Source organism: Capnocytophaga haemolytica, assembly GCF_001553545.1.
GTDB classification, from domain to species: domain Bacteria; phylum Bacteroidota; class Bacteroidia; order Flavobacteriales; family Flavobacteriaceae; genus Capnocytophaga; species Capnocytophaga haemolytica.
Genome location: NZ_CP014227.1, coordinates 76,626 through 102,289, shown reverse-complemented (window position 1 = coordinate 102,289; position 25,664 = coordinate 76,626). Strand labels below are relative to the sequence as shown.

23 protein-coding genes and 3 tRNA genes are annotated in these 25,664 nt (G+C 42.1%); 19 read left to right on the top strand and 7 right to left on the bottom strand.

What is annotated here, in order from left to right; translation table 11 throughout:
• The first annotated feature begins 56 nt into the window (after positions 1–56).
• Together AXF12_RS00540 and AXF12_RS00535 are read left to right on the top strand one after the other, a co-directional pair.
• Positions 57–563, top strand: coding sequence for a hypothetical protein (locus tag AXF12_RS00540; protein WP_066427646.1), 507 nt, complete (start codon positions 57–59; stop codon positions 561–563).
• A gap of 122 nt (positions 564–685) precedes the next feature.
• Entirely contained in the window at positions 686–1,042 is a 357-nt protein-coding gene (locus AXF12_RS00535) for a hypothetical protein (RefSeq protein ID WP_143325025.1), read from the top strand.
• 67 nt (positions 1,043–1,109) lie between these two features.
• On the opposite strand, the gene AXF12_RS00530 is transcribed toward AXF12_RS00535, so the two are convergent.
• The gene (locus AXF12_RS00530) at positions 1,110–1,628 is read right to left on the bottom strand and encodes a transposase (RefSeq protein ID WP_231909884.1); all 519 of its coding nucleotides are present in this window, start codon (positions 1,626–1,628) and stop codon (positions 1,110–1,112) included.
• 36 nt (positions 1,629–1,664) lie between these two features.
• On the bottom strand, positions 1,665–1,937 hold the full coding sequence (locus tag AXF12_RS12420) for a transposase (RefSeq protein ID WP_231909885.1): 273 nt from the start codon (positions 1,935–1,937) through the stop codon (positions 1,665–1,667).
• Between the two features lie 63 nt (positions 1,938–2,000).
• Here AXF12_RS12420 and AXF12_RS00525 point away from each other — a divergent pair, with 63 nt between their 5' ends.
• From AXF12_RS00525 to aspS, 3 genes are all read left to right on the top strand, one after another.
• Positions 2,001–2,420: a hypothetical protein gene (locus tag AXF12_RS00525; RefSeq protein WP_066427644.1), complete on the top strand. Its 420-nt coding sequence runs from the start codon at positions 2,001–2,003 to the stop codon at positions 2,418–2,420.
• On the top strand, positions 2,417–2,569 hold the full coding sequence (locus AXF12_RS12180) for a hypothetical protein (RefSeq protein ID WP_169792823.1): 153 nt from the start codon (positions 2,417–2,419) through the stop codon (positions 2,567–2,569). Before AXF12_RS00525 ends, AXF12_RS12180 begins: the two co-directional genes overlap by 4 nt.
• Positions 2,570–3,255: 686 nt before the next feature.
• Positions 3,256–5,001: an aspartate--tRNA ligase gene (aspS, locus tag AXF12_RS00520; RefSeq protein WP_066427643.1), complete on the top strand. Its 1,746-nt coding sequence runs from the start codon at positions 3,256–3,258 to the stop codon at positions 4,999–5,001.
• A gap of 84 nt (positions 5,002–5,085) precedes the next feature.
• On the opposite strand, the gene AXF12_RS00515 is transcribed toward aspS, so the two are convergent.
• A complete protein-coding gene (locus AXF12_RS00515; protein ID WP_066427642.1) occupies positions 5,086–5,502 on the bottom strand; it encodes a hypothetical protein in 417 nt (138 codons plus the stop codon).
• A 280-nt stretch (positions 5,503–5,782) separates the two neighbouring features.
• Here AXF12_RS00515 and mutS point away from each other — a divergent pair, with 280 nt between their 5' ends.
• From mutS to AXF12_RS00445, 14 genes are all read left to right on the top strand, one after another.
• Complete coding sequence (mutS, locus tag AXF12_RS00510) at positions 5,783–8,374, top strand: DNA mismatch repair protein MutS (RefSeq protein ID WP_066427640.1); 2,592 nt, start codon at positions 5,783–5,785, stop codon at positions 8,372–8,374.
• A 54-nt stretch (positions 8,375–8,428) separates the two neighbouring features.
• A complete protein-coding gene (locus AXF12_RS00505; protein WP_082752946.1) occupies positions 8,429–9,328 on the top strand; it encodes a DUF4421 family protein in 900 nt (299 codons plus the stop codon).
• A 242-nt stretch (positions 9,329–9,570) separates the two neighbouring features.
• Positions 9,571–10,596, top strand: a complete 1,026-nt coding sequence (locus tag AXF12_RS00500) for an META domain-containing protein (protein ID WP_066427636.1) — start codon at positions 9,571–9,573, stop codon at positions 10,594–10,596.
• A gap of 371 nt (positions 10,597–10,967) precedes the next feature.
• Entirely contained in the window at positions 10,968–11,612 is a 645-nt protein-coding gene (locus AXF12_RS00495; RefSeq protein ID WP_066427634.1) for a peptidoglycan-binding protein LysM, read from the top strand.
• Between the two features lie 210 nt (positions 11,613–11,822).
• Positions 11,823–11,904: transfer RNA gene (locus AXF12_RS00490), tRNA-Leu, on the top strand.
• Between the two features lie 55 nt (positions 11,905–11,959).
• Positions 11,960–13,243, top strand: coding sequence for a Na+/H+ antiporter NhaC family protein (locus tag AXF12_RS00485; protein ID WP_066427632.1), 1,284 nt, complete (start codon positions 11,960–11,962; stop codon positions 13,241–13,243).
• 427 nt (positions 13,244–13,670) lie between these two features.
• Entirely contained in the window at positions 13,671–14,624 is a 954-nt protein-coding gene (locus tag AXF12_RS00480; RefSeq protein ID WP_066427630.1) for a PorP/SprF family type IX secretion system membrane protein, read from the top strand.
• A gap of 8 nt (positions 14,625–14,632) precedes the next feature.
• The gene (gene folB / locus AXF12_RS00475) at positions 14,633–14,995 is read left to right on the top strand and encodes a dihydroneopterin aldolase (RefSeq protein WP_066427628.1); all 363 of its coding nucleotides are present in this window, start codon (positions 14,633–14,635) and stop codon (positions 14,993–14,995) included.
• A gap of 39 nt (positions 14,996–15,034) precedes the next feature.
• Positions 15,035–15,105 (top strand) — tRNA-Cys (locus AXF12_RS00470).
• A 51-nt stretch (positions 15,106–15,156) separates the two neighbouring features.
• Entirely contained in the window at positions 15,157–15,537 is a 381-nt protein-coding gene (locus tag AXF12_RS00465; protein ID WP_066427625.1) for a hypothetical protein, read from the top strand.
• Positions 15,538–15,645: 108 nt separating this feature from the next.
• Positions 15,646–16,125 carry a regulatory protein RecX gene (locus AXF12_RS00460; protein WP_066427623.1) on the top strand — a complete coding sequence of 160 codons (480 nt, stop codon included), beginning with the start codon at positions 15,646–15,648 and terminating at the stop codon, positions 16,123–16,125.
• A gap of 32 nt (positions 16,126–16,157) precedes the next feature.
• Positions 16,158–17,816, top strand: coding sequence for a DUF6909 family protein (locus AXF12_RS00455; protein ID WP_066427621.1), 1,659 nt, complete (start codon positions 16,158–16,160; stop codon positions 17,814–17,816).
• A gap of 159 nt (positions 17,817–17,975) precedes the next feature.
• Positions 17,976–20,690: a TonB-dependent receptor gene (locus tag AXF12_RS00450; protein ID WP_066427620.1), complete on the top strand. Its 2,715-nt coding sequence runs from the start codon at positions 17,976–17,978 to the stop codon at positions 20,688–20,690.
• 56 nt (positions 20,691–20,746) lie between these two features.
• Positions 20,747–22,612 carry a DUF5689 domain-containing protein gene (locus tag AXF12_RS00445; protein ID WP_066427614.1) on the top strand — a complete coding sequence of 622 codons (1,866 nt, stop codon included), beginning with the start codon at positions 20,747–20,749 and terminating at the stop codon, positions 22,610–22,612.
• Positions 22,613–22,655: 43 nt separating this feature from the next.
• Here the strand turns inward: AXF12_RS00445 and AXF12_RS00440 are convergent.
• From AXF12_RS00440 to AXF12_RS00425, 4 genes are all read right to left on the bottom strand, one after another.
• A tRNA-His gene (locus AXF12_RS00440) sits at positions 22,656–22,731 on the bottom strand.
• Positions 22,732–22,797: 66 nt separating this feature from the next.
• The gene (gene radC, locus AXF12_RS00435) at positions 22,798–23,475 is read right to left on the bottom strand and encodes a RadC family protein (protein WP_066431635.1); all 678 of its coding nucleotides are present in this window, start codon (positions 23,473–23,475) and stop codon (positions 22,798–22,800) included.
• Positions 23,476–23,485: 10 nt separating this feature from the next.
• A complete protein-coding gene (locus AXF12_RS00430) occupies positions 23,486–24,463 on the bottom strand; it encodes a bile acid:sodium symporter (RefSeq protein WP_066427612.1) in 978 nt (325 codons plus the stop codon).
• Positions 24,464–24,465: 2 nt separating this feature from the next.
• A complete protein-coding gene (locus AXF12_RS00425; protein WP_066427610.1) occupies positions 24,466–25,632 on the bottom strand; it encodes a THUMP domain-containing class I SAM-dependent RNA methyltransferase in 1,167 nt (388 codons plus the stop codon).
• Positions 25,633–25,664 lie beyond the last annotated feature (32 nt).

The window sequence follows — 25,664 nt, the reverse complement described above, 5'->3', positions numbered from 1 at the left end:
TGTTTTGTATATTCTAAGGAATATTTTGTATATTTGCGGCGTAAAACACAAACATTATGCAAATATTAGAGCAATTAGAAGAAAAGTATGGGTTTGCGTACCCTGAGTTGTACAAGCGGCTGTATGCTGATGGAATGCTGGATTGGGGACAAAGTAGTCCTGATTGGTTTAGGGAGGTGTATCCCGCGATAAAGGAGAATCCTCCTTTGTTGTTGCTTATGAACGACTTTGAGGTGCTGCCTGTAAAGGATATTGATGAAATGTTTTTAGAAGCTTCTCTAAAAGGTTGCATAGAAATTGGCTTAAAAGCAGAGTTACTAGCAGCTAAAAAATATGTTGATTTTTACGTAAGTGGTTTTGGAGAGGGGTGTGGTTCAGGGAAACTTAAATATAGTTTTACAAAACAAGAATTTGAAGGAGGGGTTTATCTTGACCCTATTATATTGGGAGTTAAAGCTAAGATAAAATCAAAAGGTGTTTTAGAGTTTGAATTAGTAGATATAGACAAAAGTTGGAGTATTACGGATAAGATTCCATTAAAAGAAGGGAGGTTTAAGTTGTGATAAAATTAAGAATCTTTTACTATATAACTTTTTTCTTATTGGGTATTTTAGGAATCCCTTTGATAATTTCTTTTCTTAATGTTTTACAGCATCGAGATTTTATTATAAATCACACAGAATATGTGAAGAAGAATATTGAAATAGATTCTTTTTATATCAATCATTCCAAAGCAGTAAGTAAAGTCGCATATTTTAGAGGATATTCAAAAACATTAGATAACTACTCTACAGCTATTGAATTTGGAACACTTGATTGGGAAGATTTTAACTCTTATATAGAGAAAAAAGAGGGTAAAAATTTTTCATATATTTGGTATCGGAAAGGAGCTAAATACGCATATCCAGGGAAAGAGACTGAAAAAAAAGTTCCTATAACGTCCTATTTAATGAAACAGTTGATTTTTTTCATCTATTGGTTATTTCTACTAATTATTAACAGATTCTGTAAATATATTATTAAACGTAAGATAAAAGAATAGAAGACAGAGAATAATAAATTAAAATTTGATAAGATGAAAAACAAGAAAATTTACATATTAAACGTGTTTAAACTTTTTTGAGGAACTTGGAGATAAACCCTAATAGGAGCATTCCAATCCAAGTTACATCAAGATATTCATATCTCATTATCAAACCTTTATATCCGTCAAGCCAACCATTTGCTTGTTCAATTTTAAACCTATTTTTGTACAATTCTTCATCAAAATAAACATCTGGTTGCTCTCCATTTCGGGGATTAGGTTTAATATTTGCTATAATTTCTTTGCTTTCTAAAAACTCTCTAAGAGACTTACTATCAAATCCTGCATCAGCATTGAGAAACAGACCTTTGTACTCTATTCCTGCTTCTTCTAATAAAGCTAAGATTTCTTTTAGTACTTCTTCTATTTCATATAAGTCATTGTGATTTCCAGCTTTAGGACTTCCCATTGCTATCATTTGCCCTTTATTATCACACAAAAAAATACTATTGGTGGTTACGGCTTTTTTTCTTGCTTGATAACCTGCAGATTCTCCTTTTTGGCGACAACGTGTATGACTACCATCCAATTGAACGCAAGACATATCTAATTTTCTTTTCTTCTTGCTTAATAGATTTAATCATATTCGCTGAAAACTACCGTCTTTACTCCATTTATTGAAGTAGTAATAGACATTTTGCCAAGAAATTTCTCCTTTTTCAAAATAGCTCTCAATTGGAAGTTCTCTCCATTGCACCCCTGTTTTTAACCTTTTGAGAATCAATAAAAATATTGAAGCTAAATCAAAACTACTTTTAAATCCTCTTTTTCCTACACTTAAAAAGGGAATAATCCAATTATTTATTGTATCTTTGCCCAAAGTTCCTAAATTTTGGTGTTCTTTTTTTTGCAAACACAAAATTACTAATTTTCGGGAACTTTTATTTTATTATAAGAAAAAGTTTAAACAGCTTTATTGTCAAAAAAGTTAAAAAACAATCATAATATTGATTATATTTTTGTAAGAAATAAACTTGTTAGCTACTATAGAGAACAGAATGTTTTTAATTATTCAGACATTATTTCAGCAATTGAGAATTATGAGCCTTTGACAGAAAACTTTCCTAAAGAGGTTTTGATAGATAGACTAAGAGATCTACCTTCAAAAAAGAATTTTGATTCACAATTTACTGTTGTAAGGAAGAATATTAAAAAAAGATTAATTCAAAGAATTAAGTTGGATAATAATTTGTACTTAAGTATTGACGATTACATTCCTAATCTTGAAGAACTAATTAAATTAGAAGAGGATGGACAAGGTAATAAATATATAAAAATTTTTTCTACAGAGGGATTTGGTCAACTAAAATCACTTTTTAATAAAATGAGGAGATGACACATAATATTTTTGCTTATTTTACTGAGATTGAAAAAATCAGTCATATTGATAATTTTGAGAAGTATGAATATCTTGGAAGGGTAAAATTACATACAGATGAAATTTCAAAGTTAAATAATGAATTGAGAAAACTCAATTTTTTTTAAGGAACTAAAATATACTTGGGAACTTACAATAAATGAACTAAACTATAATATCAATCAAGAGAATTTTTCTGAAATAAAAATTGAAGAAGATGACACCACAGATAATTTATATTTAAAGTCTGTCTTGTGTTTCAAGCAAAGAGAGAATATACTCCAATTTCAATAGCTCTTTATCGGTGAGTGTATTTTTGAAATCATCGTAGTAATCTCCGAATGCTATAATTTCTCTTTTCATTTTGCAAAGATACGAATTAATTTATAACTGACAATTCATAACTTATGATTTTCTTGTGATAAAGGGTGTAAGAGGCTATTTTTTAGTGTACAGTGTATAACGCATAGTGCATAGTAAAGCGGCTGCATTTAAGCGGGATTCAAGAGAAAATCATTCATTATTCATTGCACATTGTAAATTATTCCTTAATTTTGCGGCGTGAGAGGTATTGAGGGGTATTTATAGCGGGAAATAAGAGTGTGGTAAAATGAGGTAAATCGCGTTTTTGTAGTTTATTTTTCTGTATATTGTGTAATGTGTAGAAATTCTATTGTTGAAAAATGCAAAAAGTGAACCCAGAGTGAACCCTATCTTAACCCAGAGTGAACCCTATCATCTCCCTAACAGAAAATTATTCTGTTTTGTGATTCCTTAGTCCTTAATCCGTAACAGCTAAAAAATAAACATCTATATGTACAGAACACATACTTGCGGAGAGCTCCGCGCTACGAATGTAAACACAACGACTACCCTCAGCGGTTGGGTGCAACGCGTACGCAACAAGGGGTTTATGATATGGGTAGACCTGCGCGATCGCTATGGGATTACCCAGCTGATATTTGACGAACAACGCACTGATGCCGCACTCTTTGAGCAGGCAAAGTCGCTTTCACGCGAGGACGTGATACAGGTAGTGGGCACGGTGATCGCACGTGAGGCTGTCAATACTAACATACCCACAGGGGAAGTGGAGGTGCTGGTGCAAAGCCTCACGCTGCTCAACCCCTCAGAAGTACCACCGTTCACCATTGAGGACAATACCGACGGTGGGGAAGACCTGCGGATGAAGTACCGCTACCTCGACCTCCGCCGCACACCCGTGCGCGAGAACCTTATCTTCCGCCATAAGGTGGCGATGATGGTGCGCAATTACCTCTCGGGCGAAGGCTTTATTGAGGTGGAAACGCCCGTGCTCATCAAGTCCACCCCTGAGGGGGCACGCGACTTTGTGGTGCCCAGCCGTATGAATGCGGGGGAGTTCTACGCCTTGCCACAGTCGCCACAGACCTTTAAGCAACTGCTGATGGTCGGTGGACTCGACCGCTACTTCCAGATTGTAAAGTGCTTCCGCGATGAAGACCTACGCGCCGACCGCCAGCCTGAGTTCACCCAGATAGACTGTGAGCTTTCCTTTGTGGAACAAGAAGATATACTGAACATCTTTGAGGGAATGACCAAGTACCTCTTAAAGGAGCTTAAGGGCTTGACTTTCGACAAGTTCCCGCGTATCACCTACGCAGAGGCAATGCGCCGCTATGGCAATGATAAGCCCGATATCCGATTCGGAATGGAGTTTGGCGAACTGAACGACCTTGCGCAACATCGTGATTTTAAGGTATTCAACGAGGCAGAACTCGTGGTGGGCATTGCGGTACCTGGCGCAAATAGCTATACTCGCAAGGAGATAGACGCGCTGGTGGAGTGGGTGAAACGCCCGCAGATCGGTGCCAGTGGTATGGTGTACGTGAAGTGCAATGAGGACGGCAGCTTTAAGTCGTCAGTGGATAAGTTCTACAACGAGGACGACCTCAGGGCGTGGGCTGAGCGCACAGGGGCAAAGGCAGGCGACCTTATCTGTATCCTCTCAGGCAAAGCCGACAAGGTGCGTCCGCAACTCAGTGCCCTGCGTATGGAGCTGGCAGAGCGTCTCGACTTGCGCAAAGCCGATGAGTATGCCCCACTGTGGGTGATAGACTTCCCGCTATTGGAGTGGGACGAAGAGAGCGGTCGCTACCACGCGATGCACCACCCTTTCACCTCGCCTAAGCCCGAGGATATCCCTCTCTTGGACACCGACCCAGGCAAGGTGCGCGCCAATGCGTACGACCTCGTGCTCAACGGCAATGAGATAGGCGGCGGCTCTATACGTATCTTCAATCAGGAGTTGCAGGCGAAGATGTTTAGCCTATTGGGCTTTACCCCTGAGCAAGCACAGGCACAGTTCGGCTTCTTGATGAATGCCTTTAAATACGGGGCACCTCCACACGGCGGTATCGCCTTTGGCTTTGACCGATTGGTGGCAATACTCGGCGGGCAAGAGACTATCCGCGACTTCATCGCCTTCCCTAAGAACAACAGCGGCAGAGACGTGATGATAGATGCACCATCCCCTATTGACGAAGTGCAGTTGAAGGAGCTGCATATAGTATTAGAATAAAAACAAGAGGCAATAAAGGGGGAAGCCCGAAAGTTAGCAGACGCTAACTTTCGGGCTTCCCCCTTTATTGCCTCTTGTTAGGCATTAGGAGAAGAATTGTTCTAACATTGTGCCCAACTTTTCTTTCCCTTTTTGTAGTAGCATCTTCGAGATAGCGAGGTTGCTTTTTTCTCTGTCTAAGGCGGTAAGAGCGAAGAACTTACCTTCGTCAGCAATCGAGAACATAAAGGTGATTTTATCGGTTTCAATCAGGATAAACTCTAACCCTAATTTCCCAGCCGACTCATCGGTAGCAAGCACCTTAGTAACCTGATTGATGATCATCAGGTGAGAAGAGGATTCTTGCTCAATAAACTTTGCTACATCGCCATTGTTACTTGCGTTTGCAAGGGTTGTACCATCAGTATAACTGAGAATGCCAATGTATAAAAAGCCTGGCATTGTGGCTTTCATCTCTTGACAATACGAGTCAAGCATTTGTTGTAATTCTGTACCTGTCATAACTTTACAATTAAATTAATGAATACGCTCGCAAAATTACGAAGAATAAATAATGTGGCAAATATTATTGGCTTTTTTTTTTGTAAAATGAGTTTTTTTAATATATTTGAAATGTAATAGGGTTGAGAAAGTGGTAGTTAAGGAATTAAACCTTCTGTGATTAAAGATGGACTAAGAGCTTCTAATACTGGGAAGTAGCGATAAATTTAGTAGATATGTTTGTATGCTAAGATTAAAATACTTACCTTTGCCCCAAGATTAAGCGTAAAAATAGATACTTATGGCAAAAGAAACCCCCTTGATGAAGCAATACAACAAGATTAAAGCGAAATACCCTGATGCGCTGCTGCTCTTTAGGGTGGGGGATTTTTATGAGACTTTTGGTGAGGATGCGGTTAAGGCGGCTAAGGTGCTGGACATCGTGCTGACGAATCGCAATAATGGGAGTGAACGCAGTGAGCTGGCGGGCTTCCCTCACCACTCTATCAATACGTATTTGCCTAAGTTAGTGAAGGCGGGCTTTCGGGTGGCTATCTGCGATCAGCTTGAAGACCCTAAGCTCGTGAAGGGGATCGTAAAGCGGGGCGTTACCGAGCTGGTAACCCCTGGGGTGGCACTCAGCGACGACATCTTGCAGAGCAAAAGCAACAACTTCTTGGCTTCGGTGTGGATGGGCAAAGCGACCAATGGGGTGGCTTTCTTGGATATCTCCACAGGGGAGTTCTTAGTAGCCGAAGGGGATACGCACTACATCGATAAGCTCTTGCAGAACTTTAAGCCCAGCGAACTTTTAGTCGCCAAAGAACAGAAACGCAGCTTTGCAGAGACTTTTGGTGATGATTTCCACTGTTTTTATTTAGAAGATTGGGTGTACAAAGAGGATTACGCTCAGCAGATCCTCACCAAGCACTTTCAGACGACTTCACTGAAGGGTTTTGGGGTAGACGAGTTGCCCGAGGCACTGCTCACTGCGGGGTCTATCCTCTACTATCTATCGGAAACACAGCACAACAGGCTACAACATATCTCAAAAATACAGCGTATCGCCGAAGAGGAATACGTGTGGCTCGACAAGTTCACCATTCGCAACTTAGAGCTTTATGCAGGCACAGGGCAAGGCTCGGTGTCGCTCTTGGACGTAATCGACAAGACCATCTCCGCTATGGGCAGTCGCACACTGAAGCGCTGGCTGGCATTGCCCTTAAAGAAGCTCAGCAAGATACAGCAGCGGCACGCAGTGGTGGCGTACTTCATTCATCATATCGATGCATTGCAGCAGTTGCGGGAGTATATCACACGCATTAGCGATATGGAGCGGCTTATCTCGAAGGTGGCAACAGGGAAGATCAATCCGCGGGAGGTGATACTACTAAAAAACTCGTTAGAAGTAATCCCCCCCATCAAGCAGTTGTGTATGAAAGCCGACAGTGAGCCTCTTAGGCTCTTGGGCGATCGGTTGCACGAATGCGAAGCACTACGGACACGTATCGGATCTACCCTCAATGAGGACGCCCCTGTGAATATCCTCAAAGGCAATGCCATTGCAGTGGGCTTTTCAGCGGAATTGGACGAGCTGCGGGGCTTATCGCATTCGGGCAAGAGTTATTTGGAGGAAATGCTACAACGGGAGACTGAGCGCACGGGGATTCCCTCGTTGAAGATAGACAATAACAACGTTTTCGGCTATTACATAGAAGTGCGCAATACCCATAAAGATAAAGTGCCTGAGGATTGGATACGCAAGCAGACCTTAGTGAATGCTGAGCGTTATATTACCAATGAGCTAAAGGAGTACGAGGCGAAGATATTGGGGGCTGAGGAGAAGATAGCCCAAGCTGAGCAACAGATATATGCGGAATTGGTGAGCCATATCGCGGAGTATATCGCACAGATACAGACCAATGCCACCCTCATCGGGCAGTTGGATTGCCTTTGCGCCTTTGCTACCTTGGCACTTGAGAACCACTATGTGCAGCCCATAATGGACGAGGGCTATGCTATAGATATTAAGGCAGGGCGACACCCTGTGATCGAGCGGCAATTGCCTGTGGGAGTGCCTTATATCGCCAATGATGTGTACTTAGACAGGGAGGTGCAGCAGCTGATGATGATCACAGGACCGAATATGTCGGGGAAGTCGGCAATACTCAGGCAGACGGCACTCATAGTGCTATTGGCACAGATCGGCAGCTTTGTGCCTGCTGAGGCAGCGCGTTTGGGCATCGTAGATAAGATATTTACCCGTGTGGGAGCGAGCGATAATATTTCGCTCGGCGAATCGACCTTTATGGTAGAGATGAACGAGTCGGCATTGATACTCAACAATATCTCCGAGCGCAGTTTGGTGCTTTTGGACGAGATCGGGCGCGGTACGAGCACTTATGATGGCATCTCCATCGCTTGGGCGATTGCTGAGTACCTACACGAACATCCTGCCCGTGCTAAGACGCTGTTTGCCACCCACTACCACGAACTCAATGAGATGAGCGAGACCTTTGAGCGCATTAAGAACTATAACGTTGCGGTGAAGGAGACCAAGGACACGGTGCTCTTTATCCGTAAGTTGCAGGCGGGGGGTTCGGCGCATAGCTTTGGTATCCACGTGGCTAAGATGGCGGGAATGCCGCAATACGTGATACAGAAGGCGAACGCTATGCTGGCAAAGCTCGAAGAAAACCACAATGTATCGCCCACTGCCGAGCAACTCAAGGAGGCACAGCGGGAGACACAGCTGAGCTTCTTCGACCTTGAAGATCCACTGCTGGAAGAAATCAAAGGACAGTTATTGGCCATAGACATCAACACCCTCACGCCTATTGAGGCACTGATGAAGCTCAATGAGCTGAGGAGAGTGGTCAGTGGGAAGAAGTAAAAGGTTAGAGAGCAGGGATCAGAGGTCAGAGAACAGGGATCAGTGAGATGAATAATGAGAGGTTGTTATAGATATTTGGCATTGTTGTTGCTGTTATGTATGGGGCAGATAGCCGCACAGCAGCGCGATAGCACGTACGTATATACTTTTAAGCAGCGAATGTGGGGGCAGCTTTATGGGGTAACGCAATACCTGACTATCACGCACGAAGGGAAGAGCTATATGCCTAATATCCCTGTGGGTTTTGGGGCGAGTGTCGGTTGGCGAGGGAAGCATAGTATGAGCATCGGTGGGGCGATTAATGTGGCACAGACTACCCCCGAGAATGGCTTTAGAACGCGCTCAGACGACTTTCAGTGGCATAACTATTGGCGGCACGTGATTGTTGATGCTTACTATCAGAAGTACAAAGGTTTTTATGTAGAACTGCCCGATGATCAGCAATATCTGAACTATCCAGAGCTGACAATGCAGCAGATAGGGCTGGACATTACCTACGTGTGGAATGGCAATAGGCTCTCGGCAGCTACAGCTTTTGACCAGAGCGAACTGCAATTGCGTTCGGCGGGGAGTTTTCTTTTTGGCAACAGCTTGTTTTGGCATCGCGTGGTGCCTTTGGGTACGGATGTGGCAGGTGAGCCTTTCGAGAATTGGCAGGCAGGCTTTTCGGCAGGCTATATGTACACTTGGGTGTTGGGAAGGCGCTGGGCGATGACCATCGGCAGTACCGTAGGGGCTAATATTGGCAACGAGAGTGTCCTACTCCGGAGAGGGAAGCTCAAGGTGTACCCTATCTCAGTGGGGCGCATCTCTGTGTTGTACAATTGTGGCACGTGGATTGCAGCCGTACAAGGGGTTTTCACCAATAAAGGGATTCATTCCGCAGAAGGGCAGCAGGTGAATATCTATATGCCAAGTCTGCAATTGGGCATAACGAAGCACTTTAATCTGTAAGGCTTAGGGATAAAGGATTAAGAAATAGGGTGTTTGTAAATATTTTCTAAGTAAGTGTATTTACGCAGAAATATATTTTTTGAATTTTTCGCGAGATGTGTTCGAAATGTGTTCGAAATGTGTTCGAGATGTGTTCGAGATGTGTTCGAGATGACCTCGTAAGTAATATTTTCTGAAAAAGAGGCTTTAAGCAGTATTTTGGGAAATCACAGGTTAGCGCAAATTTTAAAATAATAGATAAAATGACACATTTAAAAACATTAGTGGCTGTGATGGCAGTGGTGCTGTTGCAGTCGTGCGGGACAAAGCAGGCTACGGAGACCTTATGGGTAGCAGGCTTCAAGGTAAATTGCGGCGAAGAAGCACAAGGCGAGTGCTTGCTTGTAAGCAAAGGTGATGCGCTCGATAAGGCGCAATGGACGCTTTTCCGTCAAGGGATTGAAGGCTTTCAGTTTGAGGAGGGCGTGATCAAGAAGGTGGAAGTAGCGCCACTTACAAAGGAAGCCCAAGGAGAGGCTGCTGATGCCTCGGCTGTTGCCTATAAATTGGTGCAGGTGAAAGAAAGTCAGCCTGACCCTCGCATAGCGTTGGCAGCTTCGTGGCAGCTCAAGACTTTTAAGGGAAGCGCAGTGCTGGACAAGGTGATAAAGCCTACTTTTCAGGTAGACCTGAAGGAAATGCGCGTCTATGGCAATGCAGGTTGTAATGATTACTTTGGTGGGGTAAGCCAGCTTGGCACTCAGCAGATTACCTTCAAGGCTATGGCGAGCACTAAGATGCTTTGTACAGGTGAAACGATTGAAACAGACTACCTTATGGCTTTGCCTCACGCAGCGATCTACAAGGTAGAGGGTGAGGAGTTGCGCTTCTTTGACAAGGCTGGCAAGGAGCTTTTTGCTTTTGTGAAGAATGACGGCAAACCCAATCAGCAATTGAACGGTAAGTGGGTTGTAAGCCATATCAAAGGGCAGGCAATCAATAAGAAGGATAGTCAGCCGCGTGTGGAGCTGAACCTCAATGAGAAACGCATCTCAGGGAATGATAGCTGCAATAATTTCAGTGGTTCTATTGAAAAAGTGAGCGACAAGGAGTTGGCATTTGGCAAGGACATAGCGGTTACGCAAATGCTTTGTCCTGATAAGATGAAGGTAGCAGATGCCTTTGAACAAGCCCTCACTGAGGTAGCGCACTATAAGATTAGCGGTACGGATATGATGCTGTACAACGCTGCTGGCGAGGAGCTCTTGGCATTGCAGAAGGTGGAGTAAGGAGTGTTAAAGTACAGAAAGCTGTTCGAGAGGTCGAACAGCTTTTTTTGTTGTTGGTGGGGTAGGAGAGGGGTTTGATGGGGGTTCATTATATAATAGGTGTGATTTTGGTGTTTATTATTTTAGGGTAAAGAAAGTGAAGGATGTATTTTTTTAATAGGAATACCACCTTAGGAATGTTTTCTTTTAGTGTGTTGTAGATTAGTTTTTTAGGGATTGAATTTCAAAGTGTTTTAGCTTTGAATGGTTCAAAATAAGGGTTTGAATTTTCTCAATTTGGAGAAAAGCTGTAATTTTGCCGCCGAATTAATTTTAAGCTGGTATGCTTTTTGATGGGAGCATAGGTGTAAGTCTTAAAGAAAACAAAATATATGAAAAATGTACAGAAGAGGTATTTGTTGATTATTTTGGCGACCCTATGTTTTGGGTTCACCGTGAAGAATGAGGAAGAGAAGCGTTCAATAATTCCTCCGAGTTTTGTAGTTGACATACCTCGTTTGGTTACCACTATGCCAAAAGAAATAAGTAGTGACCCTGAGTTGTTTAGCTTTAAAATGCTTTCAACGGGAAAGAGTTTTATAGGCTTCAGGGAGGCCTTAGCTTATCGGGAGTCAAGGGGTGATTACTCCATCGTGAACCGATATGGCTATATGGGTAAATATCAATTTGGTAAGTCGGCTTTAGCATTTTATGGTGTGAAAGATGCCGATGAGTTTTTGAAATCGCCTGAGCAACAGGAGCGGTTGTTTACCCTGAGTTTGCAGCGTAATAAGTGGTTTTTACGCAATGAGATTAACCAATATGCGGGTAAGCGTATCAATGGGATAGAGGTTACCGAGTCGGGCATATTGGCTGCGGCGCACTTAGTAGGGGCGAGCAGAGTGAAAAAGTTCTTAAAGAGGAAAGGGAATTATGCGGCTGCCGATAAGAATGGCACTACGTTGCAAAATTATTTGAAGCATTTTGCAGGGTATGATACTACGCATATTACGCCTGAGAAATTGCCGCGTTTTTAGGGTTTTTGCAGAGATAATGCAGTGAGGTGTGTTGGGTTTTAAGTGAGCTTAAGATCTGACAGGGTAGCTATTGTTTGTTTTTTACTCGCTATAAGCATTTGAATGATAGGGTGTTGATGATTATTTTTGAAAATAATTGTCGAAATACTTGCAGGGAATAAAAAAGATAGCTACTTTTGCGCCCGAAAAAACGTTTGGAGTTCATCACTTGCGGGTGTGGTGAAATTGGTAGACACGCTAGACTTAGGATCTAGTGCTTCACGGCGTGGGGGTTCGAGTCCCTTCACCCGCACAAAGCCTCAGCCCATCATAAGGGTTGGGGCTTTTTTCTTTTTAAAACTGTGTGTATGCGTAAGCCTAATATTATTTCGATTGTTCCGCTGCTGCTGTTTGTGGTTATTTTTCTGGTTAGCGGGCTTTATTTTGATAATTTTTACTCGTTGCCAGCGCCTATTATAGCGTTGTTTGCGGTGGTAGTTGCGCTGCTGGTGTATAGGGCGCCTTTGGAAGAGAAGATAGAGCTATTCTTTAAGGGGGCGGGTGATAGCAATGTGCTGAAAATGTGTGTTATTGCCTTGCTTGCAGGTGCTTTTGCTTCGGTGGCGAAGGCTTCGGGGAGTATCGACAGTATTGTGAATATGGGGATGTATTACATCTCGCCTGCGTATTTTCCTGTGGGGATATTTGTGATTGCGTCGTTTTTGTCGTTTGCTACGGGGACGTCGGTAGGTACGATTATGACGCTGGCGCCAATAGTGTTTGATCTCTCGGCGCAGAGCCATTCGAATACGGCGCTTATTGGGGCTTGCTTGCTGTCGGGGGCGATGTTTGGGGATAATCTCTCGCTTATTTCGGATACTACGATTGCTGCCACACAGTCGCTGGGGTGCCAGATGAATGAGAAGATGAAAGCTAATGCGAAGATTGCTTTGCCGATGGCACTGCTGACGGTGGTGATATTGTTTTTCATAGGGGACCCTGAAGCACAGCAATATAGTGTGCAGGAAGTGCAGAAGGATTTCAACGTGGTGTTGATACTGCCATACTTGGCGGTGGTGGTTATCTCGCTTTTTGGGGTGAATGTGTTTGTGTCACTGTTTTTAGGGGTTATTTTTGCAGGCATAACGGGACTTTTGTATGGGAAGTTTGGGTTTCTGGACTTTACTAAGTATACTTATGAGGGATTCACGAATATGTCGGAGCTATTCTTTTTATACTTTTTTGTAGGAGGATTGGCATTATTGGTGGAGTATTTTGGAGGGATACAGTTTTTGATGAACTTGATAGCGAGGCGTGTTAAGAGCAGGGCTTCAGCCTTATTGGGTATGGGGGTGTTGGTGGCAGTTGCGGATGTGTGTGTGGCTAATAATACGGTGGCAATACTTGTGGTTTCGAAGGTGAGCAAGACGTTGGCAGAGCAGTTTAAGGTGCCTTTGCGCAGTGCGGCTTCGGTGTTGGATATTTTTTCTTGTTACGGGCAAGGCTTGATCCCTTATGGGGCGCAGGTTTTGGCTTTATATCATTTTGCTCATACGATGGATTATGTCGATTTGGTGAAGTATTCGATATACTTACATCTTTTGTTGATAGCGACTATATTTTACATCAAAAAGTCTTCAAAATCGTTGTAATAACAACGATAATTTTGAATGAATTGTGATGCAAAATGAGTTTGGATAGGGTCATTTTTGGCTCAAAATAGCTTTTGTGAAAAGTTAAAATATTTTTTACACAGGTGTGTAAAGCGTCTATTTCTCAGCTGGCGATTTATTACACAATACGCGTGAAAAGTGAATATATTTCACACTATAGTTTTTTATAATGAAAATTATATACAAAAGAGAGGAGTTTTATAGAATATTTGACGGTGCTCTTAAAATGTTAAATAAAAATTAAATATGTTAAAAATGATCATAAGATTGAAAAAAGAGTAGGATAATAGAAAAATTATAAAGATATTTGCGGAAAATTTTGTGCGTTGTACATACAACGAGAGTGCAATGTTTTTTTAGTTTATATTTATAGCAAGAAAGTAGTTTAAGTTAATTTTTATCGACAATGAAAAGAATAGTATTGTTAATTCTGGCAGTATTTGCATTAGGAGGAGTAAGTTTTTCTCAAGAGATGAACTTACCTCAGCAAAATCAATATCTGGCGGATAGTGAGTTTTTGATCACTCCGACGTATGCAGGTATTGGGGACTTTGTAAGGATCCGCTTATCGGGAGTGACTCAATGGGTAGGTGTAAAGGGTGCTCCTGATTACCAGTCACTTGCTGGAGATATGCGTTTAGGAGAACGCAGTGGAGCAGGCTTGATGCTCTATAATGACAAGAATGGGTTTACTCATCAGATGGGTGGTAAGGCGAGTTTTGCGCACCACCTTACATTAGACCGTTATGACAACCACTTTGTTTCTTTTGGTATTTCATACGCGGTGAACACCTTTAGAATAGATATTGATAAATTCAACAGGGCGATTCCAGACCAAGCGGTTACTAACGATCGTTTTACAGTGAATCACAACTTTGATGTAGGGGTGCTTTACCGTTATAAAAGATGGTTTGCAAACCTGACAGCGATGAATATCTTAAATAAGGATACAGAAAAATTTTATAAGTTGGAACCAAAGGCTTTGCGCAATTACTTGCTTTATGTGGGGTATCGTTATAAAAGAGATAAGAATAGCAATTTTGAGATTGAGCCATCAGTATTATACCAATATTATGAGAGTGATGGGCGTTCGGTGACTGACTTCAACTTGAAGTTTCGTTGGATGGATTTAGAGGATTATTACTGGGTAGGGGTTAACTATCGTTCACTCAATGACCAAATATTTAAACCTTTAAATATAGGACCTGCAGCTGGTTTAAAGAAAGGAATGGTGTACTTTGCTTACTCTTATCAGTTAACACTGAATGAGATTATAGGGTATAACTCAGGGACGCACGTAGTAACACTTGGGTTAGACTTGTTCCAAGGGGTTAGTAACTGTAAGTGTGCACAGCGATAGGCGTAAGAATGGGAGCAATACTACTAAAGAATATACGTGTATGGGCTAATCACGGGTGCTTGGAAGAGGAAGGAGCGATAGGGAGTGATTACAGAGTAGATGTAAAAATAAAGTTAGATTTGAATAAGGCGGCACAGACGGACGCCCTGTCAGATACGGTGGATTATGTACATTTGAACAAAATTGTTAAAGAAGAGATGGCAATTCGTTCAAAATTATTGGAACACGTAGCTGGTAGAATTATTGAGCGTACGTTTAAGGAACTCGCTGATATTAAGGAGATAACAATAAAGATTTCAAAAATAAATCCGCCCATCGGAGGAGATGTGGAGGCTGTAAGTGTAAAAATAAATCGAAAAAGATTTGGTTAGTTTGAAAATTTGTTATACATTTGCAACCTGAAATTAAAAGGCATCATGGCCGAGGGGCTAGGCAGAGGTCTGCAAAACCTTATACAGCGGTTCGAATCCGCTTGATGCCTCTTCTTTTAAGCGTAACTGAGTAATAATTATTAATTAAATTTTAACAGACAATGACAAATGTATTAGACAAATTTATTCAGGACATCAAAGTGAATGTCCCTGGATTTATCGCGGTATCTGTAACAGAGGTCCGTTCAGGAGTATCTTATGGATCTGAGTCAGTAGACTCTAATTTTGATCCTAATTTAGCTTCGGCTTATAACTTAGAGGTAGTGAAGGCAAAGCAAAATGCTTTGCAAGTATTAGGTTTGGCCTCAAAAGAGAAGATAGATGATATTATTATCAACTTGACAGACCAAATTCATCTAATTGATATGGCCCCAAGTGGGACTTATTTCATCTACTTAGTAGTGGATTCAACAAAAGCAAATCTTGGTATTTCAAGAGCGTTGCTCGGAAAATACAAAAAGGATTTGGAATCGATATTCTAAGAATGAAGTTCCTCATATAAAAGAATTTAATGTAAAAGAGAAAAGTATAGAGATGTATATTTCTATACTTTTTTTGTATCTATAAACTATTTTTGTACTTTTGCGCTTATGAATGAAACGGTAAAGGTATACTCGGTAGATGAAGCAAAGCTAAAATTGGAGGCTTATTGTGCTTATCAGGAGCGGTGCCATCGGGAGGTAGTAGAAAAGCTTCGGAAGATGCGGATGATACCACTTGCCATTGATGAGATTGTGGTACATCTTATTAAGAATGGCTACCTGAATGAGGAGCGATATGCTAAGAGCTATGCTCGAGGGAAGTTTCGAATAAAGAAGTGGGGACGCGTGCGTATTGAGCGAGAATTGAAGATGAAAGGACTATCATCATATATTATAGATGCAGCCTTAGAGGAACTTGATGAAGATGAATACGCAAGTGTTTTCGACGATATTGCGGAGCGAAAGTACAATTCTATTAAGGAAAAGAATCCTTATAAGGCTCGGGCTAAATTAGTAAATTATTTGCTTTATAGAGGGTGGGAGAGCGACTTGGTGTACGAAAAGGCAAGTGAATTATACGACATATAACTTTTGAGCAATAATTTTATTACAAGAAAACTATGAGAAACAGAGTTCAAGAATCGACAGCTGCTATTGAGCGTATGTATGTAACAATGCGTCATTTATTTTCGCGTGGATTTTATAAACCTATGGGGGTTTCAGGGGAAACTCTCAGGGAATCACTTTTGGTGTTAAGACCTGAAATATACGGTACAATTGCTGAGTCAAAGGTAGAACTCAGTGGACTTACATACGTACTTGAGCGCCTTCCTGAGGGGATTGAACAATGCAAGTTTATCAACCTTATTGCCGATGAAGGTTACCGTAAATCGCATTTTAAGCCTATTATTCCGCCCAAGCGTAGGCGTAATTGTTATCGAATTGACGATCAGCAGATGAATATTGAGATTACTCGTGGACGCTCTGATATTTACGATGTGCTAACGCACCTTACTTTTTTATTTATCGAATCACATAAGATAGCACAGCATATTTTATTGGATGAAAATAAGATTTCACACGATTGGGAAAAGGTGGAATGGGCAGTGTCAAAAGGTAAACTCACGCAGGCAGAACGAGAGGCTACATTTATTCACATAGGCAATATCTTAGGACGTACTTTTGAGGAGATTTTAGAAGTTCATAAATCATTTGCAACAACTTCGCAGCCAGACCGCTTTATCCACATTATCTATTGGTTGGGCAAGCGGGCTTTGAATGAATTGCTTAATGATGATAAGCGCACCATCACCTTTAGTACTGTGCTGCGTGAGCGCTTAGGTCACCACGTGCACGGTGAGATATGGGCAGAGAACATTAAGCGACTGTTGTACAGCAAAGGTCTTCTGCAGCGTCCATTACACATTATTAGTGCTAATATGCACAGTGTGATGAATAGTTTATTTGCAGAAAAGGCTCTACATAACGAGGTAGAAGTGACTTCGAGGATTGAACTTTTTGAACTTCTCAGCAAGTCGGAAAATGAAGCACTTCGCAAGAAGGTAAAGGATTATGCCCAGAAAAATGGAATGGTATCATTGGACGACACTTCAGGGACGAATATTGATATACAGATCTTTGACACTGCGAAGATTGACTTTTCAAATACCCCTTACCAAATTAAAACGATCAAAGGTCAAGAACCTCCTGTTATCATTGTGATGGACTATGCTTTTGGTGAGCAGGCGTACGAAACGATTGATGAATTACTGAAGCCTTTCCACAGAGAAGGAAAAACGTACTTTCTGGATGTGCTTTCTATTTCTATTATGGGGAAGGCGGGTATCTTAGAGGGTGAAAAAGGAGATTTGATGATTCCTACGGCACATATATTTGAAGGTACTGCAGATAATTATCCTTTTAAGAATGAATTTAGTAAGAAAGACTTTGAGGGTAATGGCTTAAAGGTGTTTGAGGGTTCGATGATTACGGTGTTAGGCACTTCTTTGCAAAACAAAGATATTTTGAAATTCTTCTTGCACTCTACTTGGAATGCCATAGGCTTAGAGATGGAGGGAGTGCATTATCAGAAAGCGATTCAATCGGCTTCAAAGGTGCGCAAGAGTATCCGCGAGGATGTGAAGGTACGCTATGCTTATTATGCCTCAGATAACCCCTTGGAAACGGGAAGTACATTGGCTTCGGGAGGCTTAGGCACCACTGGGGTAAAACCTACTTATTTGATTACATTTAAAATATTAGAGCAAATATTTTCGTAGCGAATAAAAAATAAATATATTCGAAGGTGGTTGTATTTAGCTGAATATCAATATTGAATTTATAGGTGTCCATTTTTAATACAAAAATGGGCGCTTTTTATTTTGTTGATATAAACATTTTTCGTACCTTTGGCTTCTAAATAAAATCAACCTTATATTATGTTAAAGACGTTTTATTTTTATGTGCTATTATTCATATCCGTTTCGATCTATTCGCAGACTGTTGTGGAGGGAACTATTGTAGATGAACAGACTCGGAATCCGTTGAAAGGGGTGAAGGTACGTGTAGATAATCCACGGCAGGAGGTGCTGACTGACAGTGAGGGGCATTTCACGATGCAACTCGCTGAGGGGAAATACCTTTTGCATTATTCGCTTCCAGGGTATATTGAGAAGCGAATCCAAGTGAATGTCAGCGGTTCAACATTTGAAGTTCCTACATTTTATATGAGTTCAGATGTGGTGCAGGAAACTGAGCAGCTGGCGGTGATTTCTGAGAGTGAATTGGAGGACGATGAAAGCACTGCTGATATGATGTCGGGGCTGTTGCAGAGTTCACAGGATGTGTTTACACGCCGTGCTGCCTTCGATTTCAGTTCGGTGTTTTTCAAACCACGCGGTTATGACTCTAAAGACCTCACCGTGTTGGTAAATGGTATCCCGATGAATAAGCTCGAGAATGGGCGTGCGCTCTGGGCAGATTGGGGCGGGCTGAACGATGTTACGCGCAACCAAGAGCTCACCAATGGCATCACAAAGTCGGGCTACACTTTTGGTGGCTTGCAGGGTTCGACTTACATCAATGTGCGCCCTTCGCTCAACCGTGCGGGGCTGCGTCTCACTACCTCGGCGAGCAATCGCAGCTACGCTGGGCGACTGATGGCTACTTATAATTCGGGGGTAGGGCGCAATGGGCTGGCGTATATGCTTTCGGTATCCAAACGCTGGTCGGCACAAGGCACTTGGGTTGATGGTACGCTCTACGATGCTTATGGCTTCGCGGCGGCGGTAGAGTATAAGCTCAATGACCATCACAGCTTTAATCTGATGGGCTTATACGCCCCTGTGCAGCGTGGTAAGAGTTCGCCATTGACTCGTGAGATGATTGACCTGGCAGGCTATCAGTACAATCCGTATTGGGGCAACCAAGAGGGCGACAAGCGCAATTCGCGCAACCGCATCATCTCTGAGCCTATCTTTACGCTCTCGTACGCCTATGAAAAGGATGATACGCGGCTGAACATTGACCTCGGCTATCAGTTTGGCGAAATTGGCAATACGCGTATCAGCTATGCCAATGGGCAGAACCCCGAGCCGAATTACTACAAGAGTATGCCCAGCTATTATCTCAATCAGCAACAGGGACCTGACCGTTCGATGGCTGAGTTGCAAAGGGATTATTTCCTCAGCCATAGGCAACTCGATTGGGCTGCGATGTACTTAGCCAACAGCAACGTCAGCGGCGGGCGCAGTGCGTTTATACTCAGCAACGATGTGAACCGTGAGCGTACTTTCTCAGGGAATATCAACTTCTCGACTCCGCTGCACGAGCACATCAAATGGACTTCGGGCTTGGTGTACCGCAATGTGTATTCGGATAATTACGCACAGGTGGACGACTTGCTCGGCGGTAGTTATTTTATGAATTACGATTACTTCACGGGTAAGGCTTATGACTTGAATGAGGCTAATCGGCAGAAAGGCAAGGGTGATAAGTGGAACTATTTCTACGGCTTGCAGAGCAATGTAGGGGAGGCTTTTACGCAGTTGGAGTTCAACTTTAAGAAGGCGGAGCTCTTTGTGGCTGGGCGTTATCACTACACTGACTACCAGCGTGAGGGCAAGTTCAACTACGAGCTCTTCCCCGACTCTTACGGCAAGGGTGCAAAGCAGGTGTTCAGCGGAATGAGCACCAAAGCAGGGATTACCTATTCGCTTACGGGCAGGCACTTGTTGCAGGCGAATGTCGGCTACTTCAATACGCCGCAATCGGTGCGCAACACTTATGTGAACATTCGCAACTCCAACCGCCTATTGCCCAATATTGAGAATGAGTTGGCATACACTGCCGATGCGAGCTATATACTGCGGTTGCCCAACGTAAAGGGACGCTTAACGGGCTATTTCACTCAGATAGAGAATACCGCTGAAACGAACTTCTTCTACACCGAGACTTCGCTCACTGACGAGATCAACAACGACTTTGTGGCGCAAACAGTCGATGGCATCAAGAAGCAGCATTTCGGCTTAGAGCTGGGTGCAGAGGTGCAGTTAATCCCTAATGTGAAGCTCACGGCTGCTGCGGGTATAGGGCAATACACTTATGTGAACAATCCGAAGATGTACATCTCCTCGGGCGAAATAGGCATACAGCAGGTGGACGAAGTAGCGATGAAGAACTACCACGTACCCAGCGGACCTCAACAGGCATATTCCTTGGGACTTGAATACCGCAGTCCGAAGTATTGGTGGGTAGGGGCTACGGCTAACCTATTGGCACAGAACTACGTGTCGCTCTCGGCGATCAACCGTACTTCGCGCTTCTTTATCGACCCTAATACGCACAACTATTTCACTAATATTGACACCGACTTGGCGCGTAAGCTCCTCAAACAAGAACGCTTGGACGATGTGTTCTTAGTGAACTTAGTTGGTGGCAAGTCGTGGCGACTGAACAAGACGTATGTGAGCTTGCTTATCAGTGTGAACAATGTGCTTGGCACAGAGTTTGTGTCGGGAGGCTTTGAGCAATCGCGCACGGCAAACTACGGCAAGATGGTGCTTGATAACGCACAAGGGGTTCCTACCTTTGGCAATCGCTACTTTGTAGGCTACGGACGCACTTATATGGTGAACTTAGCGGTGAGCCTGTAAGGAAGTCAGACAGTAAAAATTGGAAGTTAGATAATAGAATTTAAAAGAATAACCATATGAAACTAAAGAGATTATTGGTAGCAGGGAGTGCATTGGCACTTGGGCTACTTACTATTACGGCTTGTGTGAAGGACGATGATTACGATCTTCCTGATTTGAACAAGCTAAAGAAAGACGTACCGAGTTTCAGCGGTACGGTGATCACCTTTGATCAGGCCATAGGCAAGGCAAGCAGCACAGTAACCACTTACACTGGCGATGAGGCTATCGAAGGCTATGTGATCAGTAGCGACGAAGGGGGTAACTTCTATAAGAAGATATACCTGCAAAATGCTGAAAAGACGAAGGGTATTTCGGTGGCTATTGACAAGAGCGGTTTGTACACAGAGTTTCCGTTGGGAGCAAAGGTGCAAGTGCGCTTGAAGGGGCTTAGCACTCAGATAGCCAATGGTGGGTTGGAGATAGGTTACAGCACTTACACTAACAAATCGGGGCGTGTGAGCGTGGGCACAATGGCGCAAGCGGTGTACAGCAAAGCTGTTTACAACTTGGGTGAGACCCCTAAGACAATCGCTGAGCTGACTAAGGCTGATGCGTCCATCGATGCTTTGAAGACGGAAGCTAACCTCAACCAGCTGATAACCTTAAAGGGAGTGTCGTTCAAAGCCTCTGATGTGGGGAAAACTTTCCACCTAAAGGCAAACGACAAATATCAAGGCACTGATTACACTCTTACCGATGCCAATGGCAAAACGATGCCTTTCCGCACCAGCAGATATGCGAAGTTCAAGGACGAGAAGGTGCCTGCGGGCAGCTTAGAGGTTACAGGGGTGCTCACTAAGTACAACACTTCGTATCAGTTTATGATTAGCAACCTTTCGGACATAAAAACTACGGGAGGCACAGTAACACCTTCAACAGATGATAAATTACAAACATTAGAGGTTGATAAACTAAACCTTTCAGATTACGAAACCAGAAAAACCAAGGGAGAAGAGCTTAAGTTGCACGGCACAACTGTCTTTAAAGGGGGACGCCCTTATTTTAAGTTTTCAGATGGAACAATGGTGCAGATTCAAGCGCCTTCTTTTAAGATCTTTAGTGCGCTTCCTACTGCTGTTAAGGATAAATTACTCACCGAAGGTTATGAACTTACTGTAAAGGGTAAATTCAAAGATTATACCCCTAAAAATGGTGGAGATGTCATTAAGGAGCTTATTTATGAGTCAGAAAGTGATCTGACCTTCGGGAAAGCACCTAATACACCCCAGATTACTCCTTTGGAAGCAAAAACGGCCACTAATGCTAATTTCCAAGAAGGTAAATGGGTGAAACTACACGGAACTATCACAATGCAAAGCAAAAAAGCGTATGTGAAATTCTCAGATAATACAATGCTGCAGCTTTATTCTCCTTACCTTAATTCTTTTTCAAAAGATATCCAGACAAAGTTGCAAACAGATGGACAAGAAGTGACTATCACAGGTAAGTTTGAAAGTTTTGAAGAAAATGGCAATACAATAAAAGAACTTATTTATCTCAAAGAAAGTGACGTTCAACTTGGAGGAGGAACTACACCACCAGCGCAAATTGAAACTATTGAGGCTTCAAAAGCCACTATAAGTGATTTTATCGTAGGAAAAGAAGTGAAACTCCACGGAAATATTGCTATGAAGGAGGTTGAGGATAACAAAGGTAAGATGGTGAAAAGATCCTCTATATTGTTTTCTGATAATACAGCAATACAGCTTTATACAAAAGGCTATACAAAGAATATCCCACAAGATATTAGAACAAAACTCGAAACAGATGGGCAGGAATTAATTATCAAAGGAAAGTTTCTTGAGTTTGAGGATAAAAATACTCATACTGTAACCAAGCAAATCCAGTATACCTCAGCGGATGATATAGAGTTCAAATAGAAACAAAAAGAGAGAGTGAAAATCACTCTCTCTTTTATTTAAAGGGTGGAATATGGGGCTCGAACCCACGACCTTCGGAACCACAATCCGACGCTCTAACCAACTGAGCTAAGACCACCATTTTTACTTTTGCGGTGCAAAGGTACGCAATATTTTTAATACGCCAAATTTTTTCAGCAAAAAAATTAAAATTTTATTTCATCAGCTAAACTAATGAAGCCTTCGTTGGTGATGATAACGTGGTCTAAAAGTTTGATATCCAAGTTGTCGCCAGCTGCTTTTACTTTCTTAGTAAGAGAGATGTCCTCCTCACTTGCCTTCAAGTTTCCCGCAGGGTGATTGTGAACTAATACAATGGCCACAGCGCTGCATTCTAAGGCAGTCTTAAAAAGTAAACGTACATCAACAGTTGTGGACGTAATTCCGCCTTTTGAAAGCATTGTTTTATGTAAAACTCTGTGCGTGTTGTTTAGGAATAATACCCAAAATTCTTCGTGTGGGAGCTCGCCAATGATCGGTTGCATCAGCTTGAAAACACTACTTGCAGAAGCAATCCGAATGAGTTCCGTTGGCTGTTCGTTGCTCCTTCGTTTTCCCAGTTCTGTGGCAGCTAAAATGGTAACCGCTTTTGCTTCGCCAACGCCTTTGAACTGCTGTAATTGCTGTAAACTCAGTTTCCCTAAATTTGTCAGATTATTATTTACCGAAGCCAAAATTCTTCGGCTGAGAGAGACTGCGCTTTCATTTTTACTACCCGATCCTATTAAAATGGCTAATAATTCAGCGTTACTAAGGCTATTTCTGCCTTGTGCGATCATCTTTTCGCGAGGTTTATCGCTGTCCGACCATTCTTTTATCGGAATATAGCCTTTTTCACTCATTTTTACTTCCAATTTTGTTTGCTAGATAGCTTACATAGAATAATTGAAAGCTATGATAGAGCATTATCGGTAATAAAAACATAACTTTCTCTGTTTCGGGTATGCCAAGCACTAAAATGAACAAACTTCCGTGTACTAACGACTTTTTTGATCCGCAGAAGGTCGCAACGATAGTATCTTCTCTTGAGAAACCTAATTTTTGCGAAATACGTTTTAAAATACCATAAACAATGAAGAAAAGTGCTACACACGAGACAGCAATGATCGCAAAAGTTATCGCAGGAACTTTGCTAAATATTTGATTTACAAAAGCATCTGAAAAACTCTCATACACAATGAGCAAGATAATTAATCGGTCGAATTTGCCAATCCATTTGTTGTATTTAGTGACTAACTTTTTCAAAAGTGGGTTTAATAACAATCCTAAAATGATAGGTAACAACACTTTCAGTAATAACTGTTGTACGATCTCGCCTTGTGATGCCGATTGCGCACTGTGTTGTAAAAAAGGTTGCATCAGTAGGGGAGTGGCAACAATCCCGATAAGCCCTGATATTGAGGCATTAAAGATTGCTGATGTTATGTTTCCTCGCGCTATCGACACCATCACAACTGAGGATGATACAGTGGATGGTAAACTCGCTAAAAAGAATATCGAACACCATAAAAGATAGTAATCTGTTCCTTTTGCGAAGCCGTAAAATGCAAAAACCAACGCAGGGAAGAGCACAAACGTGCCAAATTGTACTAAAAGATGCAATTTCCAGTTTTTAATATCCTTAAAAACCTCTCTAATGTTTAGTTTTAAACCGTAAAGAAGGAAAATAATCACAATCCCCCAATCGATAAAGCTACTTAAATTGAAATATGGCTTATATTCTTCTCGAAAAGGAACTATTTTTCCGAGAAATACCATTAAAACTAATAACCATAAGAAGGTATTTCCTCCTCCAAAGATCTTTTTTAACATAATTAATTCTCTTTGTTGTATTTTTGTTTTTTACTACCCTCGTACATCTTATATTGTAACAATTTACTCTCCAATTTTCCGTTAAAAAGTGCAATTTTACGTGAAGGTCGTAGCCCAACGTGCTTAATTCCTTCCAAATTTGAAGTAATAAACCACGCATCGGTGTTAGGATAGTGTTTTTTAAGCGTATCACCGATCGATTCGTACATTTTTACGACGTCAATAGGCAATCTTTCGTTATACGGAGGGTTAAAAACAATATGAAGAGGCTTTTCCTTGTCTATTTTCTCCGTTTGAAAGAAATCTTTTTGAAAAACCTCCACATAATCCAGCAAATTCGCATTTTTGAGATTTTCCTTTGCTTTTGATACTGCCGAAGGCGCTTTGTCGTAACCTGTGATCTGAAAATGAAACTCACGAACCTTTTTCAGGCAACTATCGAACACTACATCAAAAAGACTTTGATCGTAATCATTCCACTTCTCAAAAGCAAATTCTCGCCGATGAATATTTGCGGGAATACGACACGCAATCATTGCAGCCTCAATAAGAAAGGTGCCACTTCCGCACATCGGGTCGAGAAAATCGCATTGACCTTCCCAGCCGCTAAGAAGCAAAATTCCAGCTGCCAAAACCTCGTTTATCGGCGCAATATTCGTCGCCGAACGATAACCACGCTGATGCAACGACGCTCCCGAACTATCCATCGACACAAACACCTCATTGCGCTGAATATGAACGTGCAGCTGCACATCAGGATGCTGCACATCCACACTGGGACGCTTTCCACGACGATCCCTAAACGAATCGACAATCGCATCCTTCGCCTTCAAAGCCACATACTGACTATGGTTGAAAATATCTGTTTGCAAGGTCGCCGACACAGCAAACGTCTGGTTTACACTAAAATAACGCTCCCAATCTTCCTCATACAGCTTTTGATAATACTCCTTTTCATTGCGAATACGGAAAGAAAACAACGGTTTTAAAATCTTCAAAGCCGTACGCAGAGAAAGATTCGATTTGTACATAAAACCCTTGTCGCCCTCAAAAGAAACACTTCTAACGCCCTTTTGCACATTCTGAGCGCCCAATTCACGAAGTTCCTGCGCTAAAATCTCCTCAAAACCAAAGAAAGTCTTAGCTAACATTTTAAAATTTCTTTCCATATCGTGAAAAATCAGAAAATATCCTAAAATTT